Genomic DNA, 24,374 nt, shown 5'->3' with positions numbered 1-24,374 from the left:
CACCGGTTGGCGGGCCTAGGTCACTCACGGACCACGGGTGAGGAGGTGGAGGCGACGCGCCGCCTTGGGGAGCAACTGTGCGCAGCACCTCCGCCGACATGCCGGTCGTTGCGCGCCGGCACGGCGACTGGCGCCGGGCAACGGGCACGTGATGGGACCAGTGCCCCGTGGCGTGACTGAGGCCTCCGAGCGGCTCGGCCCACCAGCCGCGGGTCAGCAGTCAGTCTCGTCCGGGAACGTCTGCCGGACCACTCGCCACCGGTCGTCGGTGAACTCCAGCTCATAGATGGTCAGCACCCGCATCTGCGCGTCTGGGTCGCGCATCGACTCACCTTCCGCATCCACGATGTCGACCTGACTGTGGTCCAGGCACACCTCCGCGCGCGCGGTCGGCGGGTCGCCCTGCTCGTTGAGGTCGACGATCTCGCTCCGGACGACCTGCGGCACCCCAACCTGCGTCCAGCCCTGCATGGCGTAGTCGGAGGCGATCGCTCGGATCTGGTCGAGCATGGTGTCGTCGGTGACGTCCGCGAGCTCCTCCGTATCCAGCGCCTCCGGGGCCGCCAGCGCCCGCGCCTGGGCGACCACCGCCGGCGTGACCAGCTCGTCCGCGGGCCCCGACTCCGCCAGCTCCTCGGGAGGTGCGGTGGCCGCCTCCGGCTGGCTCGGTGGCGCCGTCACCGTCACGGTGACGGTCGAGTCATCGTGACCGGCGGACCCCTCGGTGGTCGGCGCCATGTCAGTCCCGGCCGTCGTGGTCGCGGCATCCGCATCGGCGGGCGCGGGGTCAGGGACCGTCGTCGGAGCGAGGTCCTCGGTTGCCGTCGCGGTGGCAGCCTCCGGCGGCGCGGCGGTGTCCTGCGCGTCCTCGCTGCCACCGCCGCTGCAGCCGACCAGTAGCACCAGGCACAACGTCACCCCGACAACGCGGGGACCGCGCTGCGTCACGCCACTGCGGATGGTCTGGATCGACACCCTGGTCGCCTCCCTCAGCTGAGCAACCCTCAGCGCATCGTGACAGCGCGAGTCCGTGGGCAACAGCACGAAACGGTCACGTTTGCCCGGTCACCCTGGGGTGGCCGTGGGCCGCCTCCTACTCTGAGCCGGGTGAGCAGCAGGGGGACCGTGCACGCCTCGGGGGCGGTGGCGCGTAGCGGTGCCCTCGCCCTCGTCGGCGCCGTGGTGAGCGCCCTCATGGGGTTCGCCTTCACGATCACCCTCGGCCGCACGCTCGGCCCGGCCGGCGCCGGGGTGGTCCTGCAGGCCGTCGCCGCCTTCACGATCGCGCTGGCGGTGGGCCGCTTCGGGCTGGACACCACGGCGGTGTGGCTGCTGCCCCGGCTCGCCGACGAGAACCCGGCTCGGCTGCGTGCGGGGCTGACGGGCCTCCTGCTGCCCGCGCTCGGGCTGGGCGTCGTCGCCGGCCTCGGGCTGGCCGCGATCGCCGCCACCTACCCACCCCAGCAGCGAGAGCTCACCCTGGCGTTGTGGGGCATGGCGGGCTTCCTGCCGCTCGCCGCCGTGATGACCGTGGGACTGTCCGCCACGCGGGGCCTGGGGGGCGTACGGCCGTTCGTGCTGATCAACAGCATCGCGGTCCCGACTGCCCGGCCGGCCCTCGTGCTCGCGATCACGGCGCTGGGGCTTGGCTCGGTGGCCGTCGCGATCTCGTGGGTAGCGCCCACCGTTCTCGCCGTCGTGGTCACCCTCTGGCTGCTGCGGCGCCGCGTCCGGCGTGCGGAGCGGCGAGCGGGCGACCCCCCTGTCGATGCCTGGCCGGACCGGGGGCTCGTCCGGCGGATCCGCGGCTACGCCCTGCCTCGGTCAGTGTCTACGGTGCTCGAGCAGGGATTGCTCTGGCTGGACGTGGTGCTCGTCGGAGTGCTCGCGGGGCAGGCGGCAGCCGGGGTCTACGGGACCGCCAGCCGGCTGGTCGCGGCCGGGCTGGTCCTCAGCACCGCTCTGCGTATCGTGGTGGCGCCGCAGTACAGCCGCTCGCTCGGGCGCGGGGACGTGCCAGCCGCGCAGCGCCTCTACACGATGACGACCAGCTGGATCGTGCTCGGCAGCCTGCCGGTGCCCATCCTGTTCTCGCTCTTCGGCGGCACCTGGCTGGGCCTCTTCGGACCTGGGTTCCAGGACGGTTCACTCGCGCTCGGACTGCTCTGTGTCGGGCTGGCCGGGGTGCTGCTCGCGGGAAACATCCAGTCGATGCTGCTCATGAGCGGCCGCAGCGGCTGGGTCGCGGTCAACAAGGGGCTCGCCCTGCTGGTCACCCTTGGCCTCCTCGTCATCCTGGTGCCGTGGCTGGGCATCGAAGGAGCAGCGATCGCCTGGAGCGTCGGCGCGCTGGTCGACACCGGGCTAGCCACGTGGCAGGTGCAACGGTTGATCGGCGTAACGGTCGCCGGGTCGGACGTGGGAGTGGCGGTGCTGGTGGCGACGGTAGGGTTCGGCCTGCCAGCTCTGGTCAGCAGACTACTGCTGGGTGATACTTGGACGGCGCTCCTCATCGGTACCGTTGTCGGCGGCGCGGTGTGGGCAGGGGCAAGTGCATGGCTACGGGAGCGGCTTCATCTGCATGGGGTGCTCATGATGGTGCAGCGGCGCCGGAGCGAGGGAGAGGACCACTGATGTCCCGGATGGCCCAACTGGCGTCACTCAAGAGTCGCGCCCCCCGCTGGTTGTTGGACACCGCCGACGTGACGTCGCGCGGTGCAGCCTTGGCGACTGCGGCCAATCGACCGGTCCCAGACTTCCTCATCATCGGCACGAAGCGGGGCGGTACCACGTCGCTCTTTAAGTACCTCGCCCAACACCCGGGGGTCCTGGCGCTATACCCACAGCCACGAGACAAGAAGAGCACGGACTACTACTTCTCCCACAAGTTCAACACGCAGAGTGAGCGCTGGTACCGCTCGCATTTCCACACCGAGGCCTACCGGCGGTTGCTGCACAGTCGGCTTGGCTATCGGCCGCTGAGCTTCGAGGCGTCACCGTACTACGTGTGGGACCCGCGCATCGCCGCACGCGTTCGCCAGGTCGCTCCAGGCACCAAGGCCATCCTGCTGGTCCGGGACCCTGTGAAACGAGCCTGGTCGCACTACCAGGAGCGAGTGCAGAACGGGGTGGAACCGCTGGACTTCGAAGACGCCCTGGCCGCCGAGGACGACCGGCTCGCAGGGGAGCCGGAGCGCATGGCTGACGACCCGAGCTACCACAGCACCACCTGGGACTGGTACTCCTACCGACGTCGCGGTGTCTACCTGCCGCAGGTGCAGCGCTGGCACGCCTGCTTCCCGGCCACGCAGCTGCTAGTGCTGCGCAGCGAGGACCTCTACCGGCACACTCAGGCGGTCGTCGACGAGATTTGCGATTTCCTAGGACTACCGCGCCGGGAACTCTCCACGACCCGCGGCTACAACTCCACGTTACGCAGCGGTGATGAGCCGCCTCAGCGCGCTGTCCGTGCCTTGCGTGAGTACTACAGGCCCCACAACGCGGCCCTCGAAGACTACCTGCGGATGTCGCTGGGCTGGTGAGAGCGAGCCCTTCGGGAGAAGCCGGCCGTCTCCTTGGCGGTGCCGTTGCGCGGCTGTTGCCCGCCCTCTGCGACCGGCTTCTCTTCATCAGGGTGGTGTTGCTCCCCCTCCGCCGACGCTGGGTCCGCACCGGGCGGCAGCAGCACTGTGCCTATGACCTGACCGCCCATCTCACGGACGTCCTGCACAGTTCGCCGCAGGTCCGGAACGCGAGTGCGTCGGCGCGATATGAGCAGGACTGTCGTGGACGCCAGTCGCGCGGCAGCCAGCCGGGTCGCGGGCGAGGCGGAACTGGGGACCAGCAGGAGCACCAACCGTTCGTGGGATTCGAGTCCCACCTGTTCATACAGGGCGGGGCCGGGTGGTTCAGCCGCGGAGGCGATGGCGGGCAACAGAACTGTCAGCCTTCCTCCCGGCCCCCCCGTGAACCGACGTGACTCCCCGGGCCAACGCTCGTCGTGGCGGACGGGCAGGGCCGCTAACAATGACTGCGCCTGTCCCTCTTCGAGCGCCAGCGGGACCAGTAAGACGTCCACTCCGGCCTCGGCCACCTGCTCGGCAAGGGCAGCGCCAGCAGCGGCCTCGGCAAGCGCTCCGATGTCCGATGTCCCCAGGACTGCCGCTACCCCGACCCGCGACCGAAGCGCCGGGTCGGCGAGCATACGCTCCCGCGCGACCCGCAGTTCCTCGCGGTCCGCCGTCTCGATCGGAAGGCCGAGCCGCCGTCCCGGCAGCGCGCCGAGCACGGGGCGCCCGGTGTGCCGCACGACGTCACCGGGCGTGCGGACGCGAGCTCCCAGTGCATGGACCAAGAACGCAGCGATAAGCCCAGCGCCGAGGCCCCCCAGTGTGCCGGTGGCGAGAATCAGGGTGCGGTTGGGATCGTGCTCAACACTGGCAACAGCAGCCGGGTTGAGCACGGCCCCACCTGTGGTGTCGATCGACTCGGTGGTGGCCTGCTGGTCCAGAACCGAGTTGATCTCCGCCACGAGCAAGGACCGATCCGTCTCGGCCTGCACCGCCTCTTCGGAGTCCGGCTCGGCCGTGGCCAGCGTGGCGTTGATGACCGCGAGCTCACCCCGTAGCGGCTCTAACCGAAGACGGGACTGCTCTACCTGCCGGTCGATACGAGCCTGCGCCTGCTCCGCTCGCGTCTCGAGGTAGGCCTCGGCGACGGCGTCGGCGATCAGCCGGGCTCGATCCTCACCGGCCGCGGTTGCCGAGATACGCAGCACCGCCGTCTCCGGTACGACCACGGCGCCCGAGCCCTCACGGATCTCTGCCGGGGTGAAGTCCCCGCCCAATGCAGCCGCAGCCTGTTCAGCGACGAGGTGGGAGCCGGCCAGCTGCGCCTCGCCATTCATATCGAGCAGTGCCGACGGAGTGCGGGACGGATTGAACGGGTCGTTGCTGATGACGTTGACCCGGACCGTGCTCGTGGCCGTGACAGTCGACGGGATGATGGCCAGCGCGCCGAGTGCGGCAGCGATCCCTACCAGGGCACCCACGGCAGGCACCCACCACCGCCGTCGCAACACGTCTGTGTAATGTGAGAGCGCCACGGCCTGTGGGTCGTGCGTGTGGGTCACTGACATCTCCGTCCCCGATCACCGACCCACGGTGGCCGCCACCGCCTTCGATGGCGCATCCCCCGCTGGCGGGCCTGCAACATTGAGGATAGCAAAGATTCCCCAATATCAGGTAATGACTTTGTCAAGTTTCCTGGCTAGCATGCTGATGGTCTGCTCGGCCTCGGAAAGGACGGTGGCTCGATGAGCCGCAAGGGGGTCCTAGGTCCGGCATCCCGCGCGGTGCCAATCCTGGTCACCGGCATGCCGCGAACGGGAACGACATGGCTGGCGCGCCTCTTAGCGTCCGCGCCAGGCGTCGCGCTCGCGGGCCGGGAGCCGATGAACCCGCGCGGCCGACAGTACGCGCTCGCCGGCTCCCTCTCCGGCTGGACGCGGCTCGGTGACCCCACGCCAGGACAGGTCCGGGCGTTGCGACTGACCTACCGGGGCCTCAATCCATGGGTGTACAGCCGCTATGGCCGACACCAGTGGCAGGCACCGCTGCCATGGACGCGAGTGATCGTCAAGGATCCTTTCGCAATGCTCTCGATTCCGACGATGGTGCGGGTGACCGGTGCCCAACCAGTTCTGGTTTACCGTCACCCGGGCGCCTGCCTCGTCAGCTACCGCCGGATGGGTTGGCGACCCGATCTGCAGGAACTAACGCCCGTTGTCGAGGCCATGCTCGCCGCCGCCGACCCGGCACCAGTCGGCGTAGCGCCGGTGCCCCCGGATAGCGACGAGGTGGCGGCCATGGCATGGTTCTGGAGCGTTCTCTACGGGCTCGCACTGCACGACGTCACCGGGGACGGACGGACTGTCGTCGTCTGCCACGACGAGCTCGCGGCCGGAGGAGAGCACTCAGCTGGACGGCTGTTCCGCCGCCTTGGGCTGACATGGGGGTCGGACTCGTGGACCGACCTGCACCCCGAAGCCCGTCAATCGCCCAAGAGGCCGGGCGCCTCGGTCGACCCCAGAGCGCTACACAACCTGAGCCGCACCCCAGCCGTGGTCGCTCAATCGTGGCGGGAGTCGCTGCCCTCTGCCGACATCGCGCGCATCGAGGAGCTGACCGAGCCGGTGCGGAGCGCCCTCGCCACCGCGGCTGGACTGGAGCCGGCTTCGTGACGACATTGTTGACTGCCGCGGGGGGGACCACCACCGGTAGCGGCTCCGAGCACCTCGACCGGCTCATCCACCAGCTGTGGGGCACTGACCTGGCCGCGGGGCTGCTGCGGATCGACCTCAGTGGCGGTGGGCGCAAGACCGACCCGGGGTGGGAGGTGCAGCACCGCCTCCGGGTGCTGCCCTCCACGAGCAGTCCGCATCTTCTGGTCGGCGTCGGACCCAGGCCCGCCACCGCCCGCGCCCTCACTGCCTACCGGGGGCTTCGGTCCCGCCGGCGTCGCGTTGCTCGAGTGGTGCTGGCCCTTCATGCCGCTACCCGGGCGCTGCCTTCCAGGAGGGTGCTCAGCGTGGCCACCCCGACGGACCGGCCAACCCATGAGGCGTTGCACAGCGAGCCGCTCACCCAGTTCGCGGTGCTCCTCGACGAGCCGAGTCTGATCCCGCTGTGTGGTGTACGGCGGGGCCCCAACGCCAAGCCCACTCTGCAACTGTTCACGACCGAGGGTCGCGCGGTCGGCTACGCCAAGTTGGCATGGAACCCCTTGACAGAAGGAATGGTGCTCGCTGAGACCGCGGCTGTGCGATGCCTCGCCGATGGTTCTGAGAGCTCGGCGGCACGTAGTCCGCGCGTGCTAGGCGCGGGGAGGCTCGGGAATCGTCCGTACCTGCTGACCGAACCGCTCCCTCGCGACATCGTGCAGCTCCGCGGCCGGCAGGCGGTTTCGACAGGCGCCTTGGCTGGGCTCTTCCCCGTGATCCGTCGAGACACCGCTGCCCGGACCGGACAGGTGGCCCGCTTGATGGGGCGGCTCCACCGGCTGGCTGTGTCCGGCCGGTCCCACGCCGCGGCCGAGGTGGTGGCCGCCGCCCGCTACCTGGGGGAAGATGTGCGGTCCGCTACCGCTGTGGTCCCCGTCGCTAGTCGCTGGCACGGTGACATGGTGCCGTGGAACGCCGGTCGTGACCGGGCGGGCACCACGTGGCTCTGGGACTGGGAGTACAGCGAGCCTGACGCCCCGGCCGGTATGGACGCCCTGCACTGGCACCTGAATGCGATCGGTCCGATGCCGGCGACGGGCACAGGCCGGCAACTACGGGATGGGGCCGAGCGGGCCCGCCCGGTCCTGCAGGCGCTAGGCGCAGGACCACAGCAGAGGGCCGTCATCGCCGCTGTCTACGCGCTAACCATCGCCGAGCGCAACGCGGCTCTGGCTGCTGCACAAGTGGGTTGGCGGCATCACGAGCTACCAGCCGAAGCGGTGCTCGACCTGCTCGCCAGTGCCCGAACTCTCCTGCAGCGGGAGCGGAAGAGCTCAGCGACATGACCCTCGCCACCGACGGTCGCCACGCGCTGCCTGCCTGGCCGCTGGCCGCGACGGTCGGGCTCTACCCGCTCTGGTGGGGGCTCGGCGTGGCCGACGTGATCTGGATCGCGATGGGCGCCGTCATGGCCCTCTACCTTGGGCGCGCCGGACGGGTCGAGGTGCCGAGGGGATTCGGACTCTGGCTGGTTTTCATCGTGTGGATGACTCTCTCGGCAAGTCAACTGGACACCCTCGGCCGCTTCGTTGGCTTCGGCTACCGAGCGATGCACTACTATGCCGCCACCGCGCTGTTCATCTATGTCTACAACGCTCGCGCTCAGTTAACGGAGCGCGTGGTCGCCGGCATTCTCACCGTCTTCTGGGGGGTGACCACCGTGGGGGGATTCCTCGGCATGATGATGCAGGAAGCGGTGGTCAGGACCCCGCTGTCGTACGTGCTGCCGGGCGCACTGGTGAACAACGAGCTGGTCAACCACATGGTCGTGCGCCGGTTCGCTCAGTACAACCCTGACGGGTGGGTCCAGATCGACCCGCGGCCGAGCGCGCCCTTCCTCTATACGAACAACTGGGGCAACGCCTACTCATTCCTCCTCCCGTTCGTCTTCCTCTACCTGTGGCACGTCCGTAGGGAGCGTCGATTCTGGTGGATTGCGGCGATGGTCCCAGTCTCACTGATACCAGCCCAAGCAACGTCGAACCGCGGCATGTTCCTTGCCCTCGGCGTCATCGCGATCTATTTGGGGCTGCGTTACCTGCTGCTGGGCAACCCGCGGATCCTCGTCATTGTGGTGGGCCTGGGGGCCATCGCAGCGGTGTCCGTGACACAGCTCGACCTCACAGAAGACATCGAGTCCCGAACAAGCGGCAGCGACACGACCGAAGACCGGTTGACCATCTACCGGCAGACGCTGGTGAGCGTGCAGGAGTCACCTACTTTTGGCATGGGCGCACCAAGGCCCTCTGCCGACCCGAGCATTCCACCGGTCGGCACTCACGGGCAGTTCTGGATTGTCATCCACTCTCATGGAGTCCCCGCAGTGGTGGCGTTCATGGGGTGGTTTCTGATCGCCTACGCCCGCAGCCTGCGCCGCCGTGACCATGGGGGGATCATCGCTGGGGCCGTGCTCGTAGCCGGCATGCTAGAGGCGTTCTACTACGGTTTTCTGCCGGTCGGGCTACATCTCCTGATGGTGGCCGCTGCGGTCGCGATGGCAGGCCCGGTCGACGCCGCCCCGCCTCGGCATTCGGGCACCGGCGCACATGGAACGGTTGAGACCGTCCCCGCCCGCGGACCACGCACACCTGCGAGACTGCTGTGACCACGCGAAGAGTGCAAGTGAGCCCTTCCGGCCGCGCCGGTCCGCTGACCAGCACCCCTCGGCAGTCCCGCCCACGTCCCCAGCACGGAATCACCATCGTCCCCTGCCTCAGCGCCGCTGCTCGCGACGTACCGGAGAAGGGAGCCCGACCATGACCGCACCGGCCAGTCGCGTCACGCCGTCAGTGACCGTCATCATCCCCACGCACAACCGGCCTGAGCAGGTTCGTCAGGCGATCGAGGCAGCGCGGGGACAGCACTACCGCGGAGCCGTGCGGGTGCTCGTCGTTTATGACCGCGCGGATCCCGAGGAGGCCCTGCGACGTGATGGGGACCGACCTGTGACAGTCGTCTCCAATAGCCGGTCGCCCGGGCTGGCTGGGGCCCGGAACACCGGCATCCTGGCCGCGGACACCGAGTTGGTGGCGTTCTGCGACGACGATGACTACTGGGAGGCAACCAAGCTCGAGCGGCAGGTGGCAGCACTACAACAGGAACCGGAGGCGCCGCTGGCATCCTCATCCATCATCGTGGAGTACGAGGGGCGTTCCAGCCCTCGATACGCTGGCACTGACCGTGTCACCCACGCGATGCTGGTGCGCTCCCGCATGTCCATGCTGCATTCATCGACCCTCCTCTTCCGCCGCGACCGGCTGCTCGGCGACCTAGGACTGATCGACGAAGACGTTCCTGGTAGCCAGAACGAGGACTGGGACATCTTGTTGCGAGCTGCCTCCCTCCATCCAGTGGTCCACGTCGACCAGCCGCTTGTCCACGTCCGTTGGGGCCGCGCGTCCTACTTCTCGCGCCGCTGGGATACCAAGATCGACAGTTCGCTATGGATGCTGGAACGTCACCCCGACGTTGCCGCCAACCCGCAAGCTGCCGCCCGCCTGCTGGGGCAGGTGGCATTCGCCCACGCCTGCAGCGGGGATCGGCGAGATGCGTGGCAGTACGCCGGGCAGGTGCTGCGCCGCGACCCCCGTCAGTGGCGCTGGCTGGTCGCCTCGCTGGTGGCGCTGTGGCCCCCGTCCGGAGAGCATGTGCTAGGCGCGCTGCACCGCCTCGGTAGAGGAGTATGAGGCGGTCTCCCAGAGCGAGGCGAACCGTCATCGCTCGTCAGCGACCCCCGGTCCGCACTACCGGGACGTGAGGACGGCGTCGAGCTCAAAACTGACATCGCGGGTGTTCCGGTAGTTCAAGTGCTCCTGCACCGCGACCACGTTCGTTCCATCCACCAGTAGCTCAACGGGTACCTCGATAACCACGGGATCATTGTTTGCCGTGGTGACGTTGCGGGCCGACGTCGCGTACGAGGAGTGGGTGATCTCCCCTGCGGGCATGTTGTGCCGCCCGACCTCGACCCCGTTCACGTAGACCACTACCCCGTCGTTTGCCACGGTGTCCAGTACCAGCGACTCGACACGAGACGCGTCAGCCACTTCGAAAGTGCGCACGAAGTAGGCCGCCAGCGGCCGATCCGACGTTGGGCCATCGATGTCGATGTCGGTGGCTACCTGCGCGAACCCGAAGCCGAGAGGGGCGGGGCCGGTCGACCACGAGGAGAGGTCAGCACGTGGCTCCATCCAGTCTGCCGGGGGCGCTGCTGTCTCGTAGTACCAGGCCCACGAGGCGTTCCGTTCCACCACCGTTTCGGTCACGGCATCGCCGGGCTCGACCACCGTGACCTGCTTGGAGGTCGACGCAGTGGCTCCCCGGTCGTCCGTCACCGTGAGGGTGACCGTGTAGGTACCCTCCGCGGCATAGTCATGGGTGGCACTCACGCCCGTGGCGGTGGAGCCGTCACCGAAGTCCCACGCGTACGAGTCGATCTCGCCGTCAGGATCGGTGGAGTCTCCGGCGTCCACGCTGAGCGACAACCACGACGTCTGTGCTGTAAACGCAGCCTGCGGGTCATCGTTGGGCTCGGGTTGCCCAGTCCCGGCCCGGTAGTGGGACGCGACCCGGTCGGCGGACAGTGCCGTGGTGTACACAGCCGCCTCGTCCAACGTGCCGGCTAGGTAGCCGCTCGAGGCCCCGCTCCAGACCCTGTCACCACCGAGGCGCCAGTAGCCTGTGTAGCTCTGTGCAGAAGTCTGCGGGTTGCTCGCAACCAGGTCACCGTCGACGTACAGGCTCATACCCTCGCTGCCCTGAGTGGCCACGACGTGGTGCCACTGACCGTCGTTGTAGGCCGCGGCGCTCGTGGCCCTGTTCTCGCTTCCCGTCCAAACCCCGAAAGCGAGCCGCCCGTCGTTGAGCATGAACACGTGCCGGTCGTAGTTGCTCGACAGCCCCGTGGGTTGGTTGCCGAAGCCGATGAGCTTGCCGCCCCGAGTCGTGGTGGTGCGGAACCAGACCTCAGCGGAGAACGGTCCGGGGTTGCTCACTTCCGTGTTGGGCCGCCCCACGACGTGTCCGGAGCTTCCGTCGAGCACGACCGCGGCATCGTTCGTACCGGTCAGCGCACCAGTCGCCTGGCGAGTCACTCCGCCGTAGTAGTTTCCGCCGTGGTGCTCACCCCCGTAGTCCTGCGCGACATCACCACCGGCCTCGTTCAGGCGCCAGTACAGGAACGGGTTGTCCTGGAGCACGGCCGCGCCGTAGGCGTCGGTCGGTGCCGGCATCGACACCTCGAGATCAGTGGTAGCGGTGCGGACGGCTCCAAGGTCATCGACCACGGTCAGCCGGACCTCATAACGCCCAGTGGTGACGTAGGCATGCGTCACCACTGGACCGGTCGCCGTGGAGCCGTCGCCCAGGTCCCAGCGGTACTCCACGATGCTGCCGTCATCAGTTGACCCGGACCCGTCGAGCGTGACCTCGAGGGCCTCTGCCTCGTGGGCGATCACCGGTACCGGCGGTGGGTTGCCGTCACCGGTCTCGAACACCGGCGAGCTGGCGGACACGTTGCCCGCCGCGTCGACTGCCCGCACGAAGAACCGATTCGCTCCGCCCTTGGACACCGTCACCGACAGGCCGCCGTTGGTGGTGGCGATGACGCGGTCGTCCCGCAAGATCTGGTAACCCGACGGGGCGCCGGCGGCACCGTTCCACGCAAGTGTCACTGAACCGGCGTCCTGGGAGACCGCCCGTAGGTTGCCCGGCCGCCCAGGCGCGGCAGTGTCACGCGCCGGCCAACGCCCGAAGCCCCCCAGCCAGCGCCCACCTGAGGAGGTCATACCGCTCGTGATGTCACCGCCAGCCCAGACAGTGCCGTCGTCGGCGATCTCAATGGCCCAGATACCCCGTCCCAGCCGGAGCCGGAAATGCGGTGTGAACTGAGGCACGTAGCGGCCATCAGACGCGTCCCAGAGGCCGAACCACCCGATGGAGTCGGCCTGCGTCCATCCCGTGCCGACGTCGGGCCAGGTGTAGGCGTCCTGGTATATCCAGTCGTTGCAGTGGCAGCCCGCATACACGAGCTCTCCCTCAGCCTCGATCGCCTGGAAATCACCTCCGCGCTTGGTGATGCTCCCACCCAACTTCCGGTAGTCGCTAGTGGCAAAGTCGAACAGGCTGTGCTCCGCCCCGCCGACCCACACGCGGTCACCTCGCTGGTCGATCGTCCACTGGTACCCCGTGCTGATGCTCCTGCTCCACACTGGGTTCCACGGCACTGGGTCGAGCTCACCGCTTCCGTCAGCCATCACCGCCGCGGCTCGCCAAGCGGTCTCGGTCCGTGAGGTACCGAAGAACCCGGAGAAGTAGGTCTTTGTACCGTCCTCGGCGGCAGAGAGATCCAACACCGATCCGTTGAACTCAGGGTTCCAGTTGTCCGGTTGGCCGGTGGCGGCGGCTACTCGCCCCCCATTGCGCGCGTAGACGCGGCCCGACCCATCCGGGTTGCTCATGTGTGTGAAGTTGCCCCCGAGATAGAGCCACCCATCTTTGGCCTCGAGGCTACGTACCCGCACCAGCCCCGGAGATAGCCCGTTCTCCATGAGGGGCCCCCAGTTCTGCACGCGGGCGCCGGTCACGGGATCCACCGCAACCAGTCCAGGGGAAGGCTCCCCGCTCGCAGTAGTGAAGTCCCCGCCCACGGCAAGGGTGCCGTTGGGCAGGGCCGTCAGTGCACGGACCTGCTCGTTCAGGTCGGGCCGGAACCCGGTGATCCACTCGCCCGTGCTGGCGTTGAACGCGGCCAGGAAGGACTGTTCCACCCGTCCCGAACCGGACGCGTCTCGTTGGACCCAGCGGAAGTTTCCGCCGACATACATGACGTCGCCGATCTGCTCCAGCGCCTGCACCTCGACGTCAGCCTCGCCGCTCGTGCTCCCAGCCGTCCCGCTGACCCCCCAGGGGTTCACCATCGCCCGGCTCTCGGCGGCCGGCGTCATCTCGATGGGAGCACTGCCGTCGTCGGGTAGGTCCGTGAACACGACGTCAGCGGTAGTGAGCCGGGGCCGCAGATAGACCTCCGCGTATGGCAAGGCGCTGCCCTGTCCGTTGCTGCTGGACCAGAGGTAGGTCGTTGCCGAGTTGGTACCGATGACCTGGGTGCCGTAGGCGAAACCCCATCGGTATCCCTGTTGCGACTGGATCGAGGCGTTGACACGGTTGAGGCCCTGGCCGCTACCGAAGCTGTTGCTCTGCCCCCCCGAACCCGTCAGTCCGTCGAAGCGCCAGCCGCTAACCCGGTGCTCAGCGCCCATCGTCCATGCCCAACGGTCCCGGTTGGCGAACGAGAATCGCACTTCCTGCCACGCGGTCCCGGTCGCATCCACAGCCCGCCGCACTCGGACGCCTTCAGCGAGATTGTCCACCCGGCCACCGTCCAGGAGGGCATCGATCGTGGTCGCGGGCAACTGGACTGTGCGTGTGAGTGGGGGCTGCTCGGCCAGCAGCTCTTCGGGTCGGTCCTTGCCGTCGTAGTCGGCCTCCCATTGTTCCCTGCCAGCACCGACGCGAACCCACCCGCCTCCGTCGGTGGTCATGTCACACCAGAACTGCTCCGGCGCTGTCATCTTTGGCGTCAGTAGCCAGTACGGACCGTCCGCGGAGGCTGGGTGCAGCTCCTTGATCTCCCAACAGGAGGCTGCCGCCACATCAGGCGCCAGACCGGTCCGGGTCGCTGGATCCACCGGGACAGCCGCCGGCGGAAGCCAGCCACCCGGCGCCGCCTGGGCCATCCAGGGTCCCGTGCCCGCAAGCAACAGCGCCAGGATCGCCCCGCACACGGCGATCCATCGACCAGGGGAACGCAACAGGACAGTGTGGCTCATGACATGCACTTCCCAAACCCCTTCCCGGCGCCGACGCCGGGGACGCAAGTAAAGCGACAGTAAAGCCTGGGTCAAGGCTCAGGCAAGGGGTTCTCGACAGGATCCTTGACAACATCCTCGAGCCCGGAGGATCGTGAGCACTCGGTGGTCGCCCGTCACGCTAGCCGCATGGGCTTCGGCGGGTGCCGGATCGAGGTCAGGGCATGTCGACGCGGCTGTCCGGGAAGAGGTCGCTGCGAAGCCTGACGTCCACGCTGCTGTGCGTGCTGCTGCTGCTGGGCGTGGCTCCGACTGCACGAGCCGCCCTGTCGAGCACTCCGGAGCAGTCGTGGACACTCAATGGCCGGGTCTTCGCGTCCCAGATCGTCGGCGACACCGTCTACGTAGCCGGCGACTTCAGCGAGGCGCGCAGCCGCCAGGGCGAGGTGGTGGATCGGCGGAACGTCGCCGCGTTCTCTGTCTCGACCGGGGAGCTGCGGCGGGATTTCAGGGTCCGCACGAGCGCTCAGGTCCGGTCGCTCGCGACCGATGGGCAGTCCCTCTACCTCGGCGGCTGGTTCGGCTGGGTGAACGGCACATCGCGGGGCCGGATCGCCCGCGTTTCGCTGGCCACCGGCCAGTTGCACACAGAGTTCGTCGCTCACGCCGACCGAGGAGTTCTGGCCATGGAGTACCTGGCCGGGGAGCTCTACGTTGGCGGGGCGTTCACCGAGATCGGCGGGGCACCTCGACCCCGGCTGGCCAAGCTGCATCCAATTACTGGGGCGGTGGACACCGGCTTCAACGCCCGCCCCAATGACGAGGTGCTGGCATTGGTGAAGTCCCCGGGCTCTGCGGTTCTCTACGTCGGTGGCCGGTTCACCTCCCTGGGGGGCGCCAGCCGCACCGGGGTCGGTGCCGTGTCATCGACGACCGGCGGCGCGCTGCCACCCGTGTTTGCCGACACCGTCCGCGCCGTGCTGGACCTGACTCTGGACGCAACCGGCACCCGCCTGTTCGGAGCGCTTGGGGCAGGACTCAACAACATCACCGCTTGGGCCACCAGCACCGGGGCCCGGCGGTGGCACATTCGAGTGGACGGTGACGTGCAGGCTGTCGAGTACCACGGTGGCCACACCTACTTCGGCTTCCACGACGGCTACCAGGGCGACAGTGAGCTGAAGCTGCTCGCGGCGGATGCCGAGACTGGGGCACTCACGGCCTTCGAGCCTCGGTTCGACCGGTACTGGGGGGTGTACGCCATTGCCGCCTCGCCCGACGGGCTGGTCGCCGGCGGGGACTTCACCCGGGTCAGTGGGGTGCCCGCCCAGGGCTTCGTCCGGTTCGTGGGCGACCCGGGCAGCGACCACGCACCGACTCCCCCTCCCCCGCCTCCCGATGACGAGCCGGGCAGCACGGACGTGACGTACATCGCACCCTCGGCGGCGGGCTGGCGTTACTGGGACGGTGGACCGCGGCCGCCAGGGTGGGCCGCCCCGGAGTTCGACGACTCCTCATGGCGCGCTGGACCCGCGGAGCTGGGGTACGGCGACGGAGACGAGGCGACTGTGATCGGGTTTGGGCCCTCAAGCTGGGAGAAGTACATGGCCAGCTACTTCCGGATGTCCTTCACTGCAGAGCAGGAGCCAGTCGAGTTGACGCTGCGGCTGCTCGCAGACGACGGTGCCGTCGTCTACCTCAACGGCCACGAGGTGGCCCGCGACAACATGCCCGCAGGGACGGTGGACGGCGCCACCGCGGCGGCATCCGGTCGCTGGGGCAACGCAGAGCGAGCCTGGCGATCCTTCTCCCTCAACCCCTCGCAGGTAGTGGCGGGGACAAACGTGCTCGCCGTCGAGGTCCACCAGGACCAGCCCACCTCTAGCGACCTCAGCATGGACGCCGAGCTGCTAGGGGTCACGCAGACCGGCTAGTCAGGAGCACGCACTTTGGGTGATGGTGAGCCGGTCGCCCATCACCCACATGTCGACGGGCGCCCTCGTACAGTCAGTTCTGCAAGTCCCGCATGGCCTGGGCGTATGCGCGACGCGTCAGCGGCATGTTCTCCATCGTGTAGTTCCCCAGTGGCCCGGAGTTGCGGTGGAAAAGGGTCACGAACGCCAAGTCCAGACGGCGCGCGGCCTCGGGCGCCTGCTTCCAGAAGGCCGCACCCTTCTCGTCCGGGTGCCTGTTGTCGAAACCCGTCTCGCAGAGGCCACGGGTCTTGCCCTTGCCCCACGAGCGGCTGTCAAGCCAGGTGCTGAAGCTAGACCAGAGTTGGTAGGGCGTCATGTCGGGAGACTTCCCGGCATGCACGTAAGGGTCCCAGCAGATGATGTCGACAGCCTCATCGCCTGGGTATGCCCGCTGGATCAGGTCCCGGTGGCTGCCACCGACCCAGAAGGTGAACTTGACGTTGGGCGCCTCGGCGCGAACGAGCCGGGAGATCCGACGGTTGGCGGCCGCATAGTCCTCGGGCGTCCAGTGCGAGGGCACCTTACCGTGGTGCATCTTCACCGCCGGCTCCTGGTCGAACGAGAACCAGATCTCCCCCTCGAGGGCTGCCATCTTCCGACCCCAGTCCCGGATCTCCGCGTCGTGCTTACCGGCCGCGATGTCGGGCCACGCCATGAAGGAGTCGGGTCCGCCTCGCCGCCAGTTCTTGGCCTGGATGTCGAGTAGCAACGTCGTGCCGTTGGCCAACCGCTCCCGGTCATGAGGCTTGGGCCAGTAGTCGTTCACCTCACCCGAGGTGTAATACGAAGCGGCGTGCGTCAGCGGCATGCCACCGAGCAGCTCGAGGAGCGCCTCGTCGTCAGTGCCGCCCATCCCGTTGTAGAAGCCGGTACTCACGGACGTGCCTGGGCTGGGCGACGGCTCCGGCGTGTCGAGCCCGGGCGCCGTCGAGGGGTCATAGCCGGCGAAGACGGACGAGAGCGCGGAAGAGACCAGGCTCGTCTGCGTCAGCGAACTGCCGGCCTGCTCGACGCCAACCCCCTCAGGGAACGTCGCCGTGGCCTGAGCCACGAGGTCGCGGACGTCGTAACGTCGGGTCACCTTGCCACTCGTACTGAGCGACGCGGCATGGCTGGCCACCTTGTTGGACACGATCCGCGTGCTACCCACGACCAGGATGTCTCCGACGCCCAGCCGATTGAGGTGATTGACAGCCGCATCGTGCAGCTTGCCGCCCCCGGTGAGGAACAGGGGGAGGTTGTGCCGTCCAGCGAGATAGGCCCCGGCCAGAGCATGTCTGGGATAGCGGCCGCTGGCGACGATCGCGCGTGGCCGCTGCTGAGGAAACCGGCCAGCCACCTTGGCCACGATCTGGTACCGGCCCGTGCCCGTGACCGTGTTCACGACGCCGGACCTCGCGTGCTTCCGCAGTCCCTGGAGGACGCCGTCAGAGACGTCACCCCCGACGACAACGATACGCTCGGGCTGCAGGTGCCGAAGGGCTGTGGCCGTCTCCGCGGGCAGCGAGCCCTGCCGGGTCAGCAGAGTGGGGGCATCGAACAAGGAGGCCTGCGTGGCAGCCGCGGTCGACACGTAGTAGCACCCAGCACAGACCACGTACACGCGGTCGACACCGGTCGGCCAGGCGGAGGCGATGTCACGAGCTACCCCGAAGCCTGTGACATCGGCTGTTGCCGTGACCGCGGCGGCGGAGGTCGAGGAGGACGCCGCCACGGGTTCGACTGACGAGACAGCCGAGTTGGCCGCTACCTGGACACCCGGCCCGGCGTGGGCGACGGCAGGACTCGCGAAGGCGGAGGCAAGGAGAGCCAACAGGCTCAGGGCAGGGACGGGAAGGCGTAGCACGAAGAAGCTCTCTTGCTCGGGGCACGGGGCTTGACTGGGCACGTCCAGTATGGTGAGAGTTCACGCCGCCGAGTCCCAACCTTAAGAAGACCTCGCTTGAGGGCGACCAAATCCGAACCTTTTCTCAAGCAAACGTCAATCTCCTGCGGGTGCCTGGGCGGGAGCCACAGGGCCCGACTACTCGTCGATGCGGAGGACCGGGTTGGCAACCTGACCGTTGAACTGGTCGGTAGCCGAGCGGATCAGCTCGCCCCCTGGAGCGAACTTGGCGCCAACCGAGAGGGGCGGGGTGGCCTGGTTCCAGGTGATGGCACCCACTGGCCCGGTGACCTCCCGGCTCTGCACCTCCTGTGATCCTGCGCCGACGAGCGTCGTGACGCTCAGGGTCAGGAGGTCGCCCTCCCGGACGCAGGTGATCCGGTACCACGTCCCGGCCTTCACCCGGTCGTGCGCGCGGACTTCAACCGCACCCTCGGAGCCTTGGAGCCGACACATCGGGCGGGCATTGTCCAGCTCGATCTTGAACTGGCTTTCATCCGAGGCCAGGCCCCGCTGCAGCAGGTTGTCCCCGTTGTCCACCGGGTTACCCGTTGAGCGAGCATCCAGCCTCGCCTCTACTGACATGGTGAAGTCCCGATTACCCGGCGTCAGCGCGTCGTCCAAGGGGGTGACGCGAATCGCCGCACGCGGCGGGTTGGGCACGTCTTGAAACGGGGGGAGACCGAAGGCGGGCTCGCCCGACCGGTCGGGGGCGACCCGCACTGCACCGTCGCGGAGGCTCACGACGTCGACCTGGACGTCAGCACTGCCGAGCTGCTCGATGCGCTCGACGATCGCCCCCACGCGGGCGTCAAACGGCAAGGCAAGCTGTAGTTCGACCGTGGGTGCAGGTGTTGTCGTTGTAGCGCTCGTCACACCAGGCGGCGGGCTGGTTACCCTGCCCGCCGAGCCGCTCGGAGGAGACCCACCATCGTCGGGCTCAGCGAGGGCGCAACCTCCCGCCGCCGCTGCCACGGACAGAAGCATGACCGGCAGCGCCCGTCGTCTGGTCGTCCCACAACGACTCATAGCGCAACAGCATACGGACACGCGGACCATTCGCACTCCAGTGCGAGCGTGCTGTCGAGCACGATCACGGGCCGGCCAGCGTGACCATTGAGCTGGTCAGTCGCGGAGCGGACGAGCTCACCAGTCGCCCCGAGCTTTCCCCCGATCGCAACTGGCGGCCCGTCGCTGTCCCAGGCCACCTCTCCGAGCAGCCCGTGCCGGGTGCGGGACTGCGCCTGGACGGACCCGTCGGGCCGATGCTCAGCCACCCAAAGAACGATGGCCTCCCCCAGCCGGCTGCAGCGGGCGGTATACCACGCACGGGGATCCACGGAATCTCCGACGTGTATCCCTAGGGTGCCACGGGAGCCAGTGACGTAGCAGGCGACGCGCCCCCCGGAGATCTCAAGCTTGTACTGGCTTGCGTCCGAGGCGAGTCCCCGCTGGATGACGTTGTCCCCGTCGTCGTAGCGGCCCCTCTGGAGCAGGCTGGGACGGAAGTCAGCGCCGAAGCTGAAGGACCGGCGGCCAGGGCTGAAGGCGTCACCCCCCTGAGTGCCGTCGGGCGCCCCCAGGTCACGCACTGCCAGAACGGCTCGCGGCACAAGCACGTCTGAGGTCGGCTGGGGGAAATCGACGACCAGGCCGCCTACTGGATGGTCCGCCCACTGGGCCGACCCGCCGTCCAGCGTCCCGACCGAGACGTCCACACGCGCGGTTCCGTGCTGCTCCAACGTGTCGACGGTCTGCCCTGACGCGGCGTCCGCTGGTGGGCGCAGGTCAAGCACCACATCGACTGGGGGCCTCTCCGCCTGCGCCGGGAGCGGGACCAGGGTTGAGGCAGCTGACACCAGGGCGCACACGACCGCTGCTCGAACCCTGAACACCACTCCCCCGTCCGCTCCAGTGCAACAGCCGCCAACTGATCGCCTCAGTCTAGAGGAAAACTTGACCTTCAGCGGCCCTGAGGGCGAGCGACCCGTGAGGAAGCCGACCTCCCGGCGTCACCGAGCGAAGGGAATTCTCGATTTGCTCTTGCGCTCGAGGTAGCGGCTCCGCAAGTATAAAGCGCTAGTAAGCGCTACCCCAAGGGATCGTAAAGATGGGGCCGCTTCGACAGGTGGGAGCAGACCGTGGCAGCCGAACCGTTTCCAGAGCACCCGGGGCAGGGGGTCGCAATGGCGGAGCACCCCGTGGCGCTCATCCCCGTGGGGGCGGAAGCCGCCGCGCTCTCGGAGACCACCGCCCTCCTGATGGACGTCGCCGTCCCCTACCGCGTACTCGCGCCAGACACGGCCGCGCTGGAGCGCCTCGACGTCGACCCGGCCATGGTGATCGTGCAGTCCGCGCGGCTCACGGTGGACGTCCTGGACCTGGTGCGGCGGCTGGCTCAGCAGCACCAGTCCGTCCTGGCCCTGGTCGGTGACCTCAACGAGGAGGGCGAGTCGATCGTCCTCGACGCTGGAGCGCTGGACGTGATGGGTCTGCCCACCTCGCGGCGGCGGCTGCGTACCCGCATCGTCACGATGCACCGCTACCTGGTCGACCAGCGGGCCGAGGACCGGGAGGGCGAGAGGTACCGCGTCGTCGACGTCGTCATCGACCCCGCCCGCCGAGAGGTCCACGTGCACGGCACCCCGGTGCCGCTGACCAAGACCGAGTTCAACCTGCTGCTGCTGATGGCCCGCCATCCCCGGCAGGTACTCACTCGGGAGGAGCTGACGTCCGACGCCGGCGACGGTCGCCCGCTGGGACCGCACGCGCTGGAGTCACATCTCAGTCGGCTACGCAGCAAGATCGAAGCCGTTGGTGGACCGAGGCTGGTCGAATCGGTGCGCGGGGTCGGTTACCGGCTCCGCGGCTGACCCGCAAGTCCCCTTCTTCACCACCGCAACACCAGCCCGCACCGGGAAGGCGTCACGTCATGGAGTCCACACAGCTGCCTGCTCGATCGCGTCGTGGGACGGGGCGACTGCTCACTTCCCTCCTCCTGGCCGTGGGACTGGTCCTCACCGGAGCGCTTCCCTCGTCGGCAGCCGTCTCCGACCAGCACACCCGCACCGCACAAACCAACGGGGTCGTGTACGCAGTGGCCCAGGTGGGTGGTCTCACCATCATCGGGGGCGAGTTCACCGCCGTGGGCAACCAGCCACGGCAGAACTTGGCAGCGCTGCGCGCCGACGGCACCGTCGACCCCACCTTCGCCCCATCGGTGGACGGCGTGGTGCGTGCCATCGACGGCAGTTCCGATGGCACGACCGTCTTCGTCGGAGGGGAGTTCGCCCACATCAACGGGGCACCACGTGCCGCGCTGGCGGCGCTGTCGGTAAGCGGCGGGCTCGTGGACTGGCGGGCTGACACCAACGGCATCGTCTACGCGGTGGAGGTCTCCGGGGACAGGCTCTACGCGGCCGGCACCTTCACCTCGATCGCCGACGTGGCTCGTCGCCGGCTGGCGGCGCTCGACGTGTCCACGGCTCAGGTCTTCAAGCCCTTCAACCCCTGGCCCGCGTGGACCGTCAAGGACATCGCTGTCTCTCCGGACGGCACCAAGGTCTACGCGACCGGTGGGTTCAACCGGATCGGCGCTCAAGACCGCAACGGTGCCGCCGAGGTGCTGGCCAGCACTGGCGAGGCGACCGACTTCAATCCGCAGCGTGGTGGGGTCGGCCTCGCAGTGGGGCTGAGCCCGGACGGCTCCCGGTTCTTCTTCTCCACCACGGACAACAACCTCTACGCCTACGACCCCGCGGTCTCGAGCAGCCCGGTCTATGCGATCAAGACGGGAGGTGACACCCAGGCCATCGCGGTGTCAGATACCGAGGTGTACTTCGGGGGACACTTCCGCAACATCAACACCTTCAAGGCAAAGCGGAACCTGCTGGCCTCCATCACGCTGGACGGGCAGCTGACCAGCTGGGACCCGCACCTGGGTGGAAACATGGGCCCCTGGTCGATCGATCTTGCCAGTGACCGCGTCCTCGTGGGTGGCGACTTCGGGTGGGTGGCCGGCATCCCACAGCACGGGATCGCAGTCTTCCACGGGACACCGTGATGTCCTGACGCGCCGGGGCGCGTGCCGCGCCCAGGGGAGCAGGGAACAGCCCGCCCGGACGGAGCTCCTCCGGGCGGGCTTTCTCACGGCCGAGGCCGGGTGCGCCGAACTGGTGCGTCGACCGACGCAGACATGGCGGGACGCGGGGCCCCGCTCGGCCCCGCGTCCCGCACTCGGTCCTCGGCTGACTGACGGGGCCCCACGGTGGTCTTCGCCTCCACAACCCGCGTTCAGCCTCAGCTCGGGGGCTCCCCAGTCGGAACTCCGCTTGCGCGGTTGCCCTGTTCCGGATCTGGCTCGCCGTGTCCCTGCCGGACCTGCGTCGAGGCCGTCGTCCACGTCCCTGAGGACTCGACCTCGACATGGACAACACTGCGGCATGATGCTCAAGTATCCTTCACGATTAGGTCACGTTCCAGTAACGAAGGAATCAGCAGGGCGCCAGGAAGGTCTGGAAAGCGTTCGCCTCAGCCGAGGACCTGCTCAGCGGGCACGGCGGACAGGCCGTGCGCCGTCGCGACCGGCTCGTTGGTGACCTGGCCGGCGTGGGTATTGAGCCCCGGCGCGAGCACCGGGTCGTCGGCCAGCGCCTGCCGCCAGCCCTTGTCCGCCAGGGCCACCGTGTAAGGCAGCGTGACGTTGTTCAGTGCGTACGTGGAGGTGTGCGGCACCGCCCCCGGCATGTTCGCCACGCAGTAGAAGACCGAGTCGTGCACCTGGAAGGTCGGCTCGGCGTGGGTCGTGGGGCGGGAGTCCTCGAAGCAGCCGCCCTGGTCGATCGAGATGTCAACCAGGACGCTGCCCGGTCGCATCCGCGACACCAGCTCGTTGGAGACCAGCGTCGGCGCCTTGGCGCCGGCCACCAGGACCGCCCCGATGACCAGGTCGGCCCGCAGCACCGCGTGCTCGATCTCGTAGGCGTTGGCGATGACGGTGCGGACCCGGCCCTCGTACTGGCGGTCCACGGCGCGCAGCTTGTCGACGTTGGTGTCGAGCACCGTGACGTCACCCCACAGGCCGGTGGCCATGGCGACGGCGTTCGAGCCGGAGACACCGGCGCCGATCACGACGACGTCGGCGGCGCGCACCCCACTGACACCACCCATGAGCACGCCACGGCCGCCCTGGGCGCGCATGAGGGTGTGGGCTCCGACCTGCGGGGCCAGGCACCCGGCGACCTCGCTCATCGGGTACAGCAACGGCAGCGCGCCGTCCGGGCGCTGCACCGTCTCGTAGGCGATCGCGGTCGTCCCCGCCTCCAGCAGCGCCTTGGTGCAGGGCTCGGAGGCGGCCAGGTGCAGGTAGGTGAACAGCACCAGGTCCTCCCGGAGCCGGTGGTACTCCTCCTCGATCGGCTCCTTGACCTTGAGCACCATCTCGGCCTGCTCCCAGACCTCGTCGGCAGTCTGGAGGATGGTCGCCCCCGCCGCGACGAAGTCCTCGTCGCTGATCGAGGACCCCGCGCCGGCCCCCTGCTCGATCACCACCTCGTGGCCGTGCTGCACGAGCTCATGCACGCCAGGCGGCGTGATCGCCACCCGGTACTCGTGGACCTTGACTTCCCTGGGCACGCCAACGCGCACGGGCCACCTCCTTCGCTGGAACCCTGTCGCCAGCAGTGTGGCAGACGCCGCCGCTACCCGTGCTGGCGGTCGACCTCGTCGGCGAAGGCGGCCATGGAGGGGTACTCCGCGTCGTAGCTCCACGCCTCCGCCGGCTCAGGGGTGGCCCCCCAGCCGGGCCGGTCATGGCGCCGGTTGATCCAGACCGAGGACAGGCCGCGCCGACGGGCGGGCACGTGGTCGTGGAAGAGGCTCTGCGCCACGTGCAGCAGCTGCTCCCGGCCCACGCCCAGCTCCTGCAGCGCACCATCGAGCGCGTCGAAGTGCGGGTCGGCCGGCTTGTAGGCCCCGACGTCCTCGGCGGTGATGACCCTGGTGAACTCGCCGCGCAGGTGCCGGTTGCTGCCCGCGAACCCGTCGCGGTGCACGTTGCTCACGATCACCAGGTCGTAGTGGCGGCGCAGCCGGGCGAGCGCGTCAGCAGAGTCCGGGAACGCCGGCCAGTCCGGCACCGACCCGCCGAGCCGCTCGGCCCACGGCTGGCTCACCTCACCCCCGAGCGACACACCCGTACGGCCGAACGCCTCGGCGAGCACGTCGGGGTAGCGGAAGGTCGGGTGCTCGCGCATCACCGCGGCCTCGTGGCCGGCGTAGGTCTCCAGCAGCGTCTCGCCGTCGTGCTCGAGCCCCTGCTCCCGGCCCCAGGGCAGCAGCACCGCGCTGATCCCCTGCTCCCAGTCGATGAGGGTGCCGTAGCAGTCGAAGCTCAGCACGCGGAAGGCGGTCAGGTCCAGCGTCAT

The 24,374-nt window shown here is 68.5% G+C and carries 17 protein-coding genes; 9 read left to right on the top strand and 8 right to left on the bottom strand.

Annotated features, from left to right (window positions below; all coding sequences use genetic code 11):
• Positions 1-213: 213 nt before the first annotated feature.
• On the bottom strand, positions 214-975 hold the full coding sequence (locus GFJ45_RS00695; protein WP_153392865.1) for a hypothetical protein: 762 nt from the start codon (positions 973-975) through the stop codon (positions 214-216).
• Between the two features lie 132 nt (positions 976-1,107).
• On the opposite strand from GFJ45_RS00695, the gene GFJ45_RS00690 reads away from it, so the two are divergent.
• Together GFJ45_RS00690 and GFJ45_RS00685 are read left to right on the top strand one after the other, a co-directional pair.
• Entirely contained in the window at positions 1,108-2,634 is a 1,527-nt protein-coding gene (locus GFJ45_RS00690) for an oligosaccharide flippase family protein (RefSeq protein ID WP_153392861.1), read from the top strand.
• The gene (locus GFJ45_RS00685; RefSeq protein WP_228386275.1) at positions 2,634-3,542 is read left to right on the top strand and encodes a sulfotransferase domain-containing protein; all 909 of its coding nucleotides are present in this window, start codon (positions 2,634-2,636) and stop codon (positions 3,540-3,542) included. The genes GFJ45_RS00690 and GFJ45_RS00685 overlap by 1 nt, the downstream gene beginning before the upstream one ends.
• Here GFJ45_RS00685 and GFJ45_RS00680 read toward each other — a convergent pair.
• Positions 3,515-5,131, bottom strand: a complete 1,617-nt coding sequence (locus tag GFJ45_RS00680; protein WP_194288441.1) for a hypothetical protein — start codon at positions 5,129-5,131, stop codon at positions 3,515-3,517. The two genes, GFJ45_RS00685 and GFJ45_RS00680, sit on opposite strands and share 28 nt — an antisense overlap.
• Positions 5,132-5,314: 183 nt before the next feature.
• Between GFJ45_RS00680 and GFJ45_RS00675 the strand changes: the two genes are divergently transcribed.
• The 4 genes from GFJ45_RS00675 (at position 5,315) to GFJ45_RS00660 (ending at position 9,966) form a co-directional block, all read left to right on the top strand.
• A complete protein-coding gene (locus GFJ45_RS00675; RefSeq protein WP_153392855.1) occupies positions 5,315-6,241 on the top strand; it encodes a sulfotransferase in 927 nt (308 codons plus the stop codon).
• Positions 6,238-7,566 carry a hypothetical protein gene (locus GFJ45_RS00670; protein WP_194288440.1) on the top strand — a complete coding sequence of 443 codons (1,329 nt, stop codon included), beginning with the start codon at positions 6,238-6,240 and terminating at the stop codon, positions 7,564-7,566. Before GFJ45_RS00675 ends, GFJ45_RS00670 begins: the two co-directional genes overlap by 4 nt.
• The gene (locus GFJ45_RS00665; protein ID WP_153392849.1) at positions 7,563-8,885 is read left to right on the top strand and encodes an O-antigen ligase family protein; all 1,323 of its coding nucleotides are present in this window, start codon (positions 7,563-7,565) and stop codon (positions 8,883-8,885) included. Before GFJ45_RS00670 ends, GFJ45_RS00665 begins: the two co-directional genes overlap by 4 nt.
• A 151-nt stretch (positions 8,886-9,036) precedes the next feature.
• Complete coding sequence (locus GFJ45_RS00660) at positions 9,037-9,966, top strand: glycosyltransferase family 2 protein (RefSeq protein ID WP_153392846.1); 930 nt, start codon at positions 9,037-9,039, stop codon at positions 9,964-9,966.
• Between the two features lie 57 nt (positions 9,967-10,023).
• On the opposite strand, the gene GFJ45_RS00655 is transcribed toward GFJ45_RS00660, so the two are convergent.
• Positions 10,024-14,109, bottom strand: coding sequence for a PKD domain-containing protein (locus GFJ45_RS00655; protein ID WP_153392843.1), 4,086 nt, complete (start codon positions 14,107-14,109; stop codon positions 10,024-10,026).
• A gap of 203 nt (positions 14,110-14,312) precedes the next feature.
• Between GFJ45_RS00655 and GFJ45_RS00650 the strand changes: the two genes are divergently transcribed.
• Positions 14,313-16,022 carry a delta-60 repeat domain-containing protein gene (locus GFJ45_RS00650; protein WP_153392840.1) on the top strand — a complete coding sequence of 570 codons (1,710 nt, stop codon included), beginning with the start codon at positions 14,313-14,315 and terminating at the stop codon, positions 16,020-16,022.
• A gap of 73 nt (positions 16,023-16,095) precedes the next feature.
• Here GFJ45_RS00650 and GFJ45_RS00645 read toward each other — a convergent pair whose 3' ends face one another.
• The 3 genes from GFJ45_RS00645 to GFJ45_RS16210 all read right to left on the bottom strand — a co-directional run bounded on the left by GFJ45_RS00645 (position 16,096) and on the right by GFJ45_RS16210 (position 19,820).
• The gene (locus GFJ45_RS00645; protein ID WP_194288439.1) at positions 16,096-17,778 is read right to left on the bottom strand and encodes a cell wall-binding repeat-containing protein; all 1,683 of its coding nucleotides are present in this window, start codon (positions 17,776-17,778) and stop codon (positions 16,096-16,098) included.
• A gap of 309 nt (positions 17,779-18,087) precedes the next feature.
• On the bottom strand, positions 18,088-18,825 hold the full coding sequence (locus GFJ45_RS00640) for a LamG domain-containing protein (RefSeq protein ID WP_228386274.1): 738 nt from the start codon (positions 18,823-18,825) through the stop codon (positions 18,088-18,090).
• A 149-nt stretch (positions 18,826-18,974) separates the two neighbouring features.
• A complete protein-coding gene (locus GFJ45_RS16210) occupies positions 18,975-19,820 on the bottom strand; it encodes a LamG domain-containing protein (protein ID WP_194288437.1) in 846 nt (281 codons plus the stop codon).
• 315 nt (positions 19,821-20,135) lie between these two features.
• On the opposite strand from GFJ45_RS16210, the gene GFJ45_RS00635 reads away from it, so the two are divergent.
• Together GFJ45_RS00635 and GFJ45_RS00630 are read left to right on the top strand one after the other, a co-directional pair.
• Positions 20,136-20,822, top strand: a complete 687-nt coding sequence (locus GFJ45_RS00635; protein ID WP_153392831.1) for a winged helix-turn-helix transcriptional regulator — start codon at positions 20,136-20,138, stop codon at positions 20,820-20,822.
• A 131-nt stretch (positions 20,823-20,953) separates the two neighbouring features.
• Positions 20,954-22,012 (top strand): hypothetical protein, encoded by a 1,059-nt coding sequence (locus GFJ45_RS00630; protein ID WP_194288436.1) that lies wholly within the window; start codon positions 20,954-20,956, stop codon positions 22,010-22,012.
• A gap of 467 nt (positions 22,013-22,479) precedes the next feature.
• Here the strand turns inward: GFJ45_RS00630 and ald are convergent, their stop codons facing one another.
• Both ald and GFJ45_RS00620 read right to left on the bottom strand, forming a co-directional pair.
• The gene (gene ald, locus GFJ45_RS00625) at positions 22,480-23,595 is read right to left on the bottom strand and encodes an alanine dehydrogenase (RefSeq protein ID WP_153392825.1); all 1,116 of its coding nucleotides are present in this window, start codon (positions 23,593-23,595) and stop codon (positions 22,480-22,482) included.
• A 53-nt stretch (positions 23,596-23,648) separates the two neighbouring features.
• Positions 23,649-24,374 (bottom strand): HAD-IA family hydrolase, encoded by a 726-nt coding sequence (locus tag GFJ45_RS00620; protein WP_228386272.1) that lies wholly within the window; start codon positions 24,372-24,374, stop codon positions 23,649-23,651.

This window comes from Ornithinicoccus halotolerans, from assembly GCF_009602535.1.
Classification (GTDB): domain Bacteria; phylum Actinomycetota; class Actinomycetes; order Actinomycetales; family Dermatophilaceae; genus Ornithinicoccus; species Ornithinicoccus halotolerans.
This window is presented reverse-complemented; position numbering and strand designations above follow the sequence as displayed.

What these genes read in the sequence shown, in the direction of transcription:
- GFJ45_RS00685 (WP_228386275.1), top strand. Translation starts at nt 2,634, where the DNA reads ATGTCCCGGATGGCCCAACTGGCGTCACTCAAGAGTCGCGCCCCCCGC.
- GFJ45_RS00675 (WP_153392855.1), top strand. Translation starts at nt 5,315, where the DNA reads ATGAGCCGCAAGGGGGTCCTAGGTCCGGCATCCCGCGCGGTGCCAATC.
- GFJ45_RS00665 (WP_153392849.1), top strand. Translation starts at nt 7,563, where the DNA reads ATGACCCTCGCCACCGACGGTCGCCACGCGCTGCCTGCCTGGCCGCTG.
- GFJ45_RS00660 (WP_153392846.1), top strand. Translation starts at nt 9,037, where the DNA reads ATGACCGCACCGGCCAGTCGCGTCACGCCGTCAGTGACCGTCATCATC.
- GFJ45_RS00655 (WP_153392843.1), bottom strand. Translation starts at nt 14,109, where the DNA reads ATGAGCCACACTGTCCTGTTGCGTTCCCCTGGTCGATGGATCGCCGTG.
- GFJ45_RS00650 (WP_153392840.1), top strand. Translation starts at nt 14,313, where the DNA reads ATGTCGACGCGGCTGTCCGGGAAGAGGTCGCTGCGAAGCCTGACGTCC.
- GFJ45_RS00635 (WP_153392831.1), top strand. Translation starts at nt 20,136, where the DNA reads ATGGCGGAGCACCCCGTGGCGCTCATCCCCGTGGGGGCGGAAGCCGCC.
- GFJ45_RS00620 (WP_228386272.1), bottom strand. Translation starts at nt 24,374, where the DNA reads ATGACGCTGGACCTGACCGCCTTCCGCGTGCTGAGCTTCGACTGCTAC.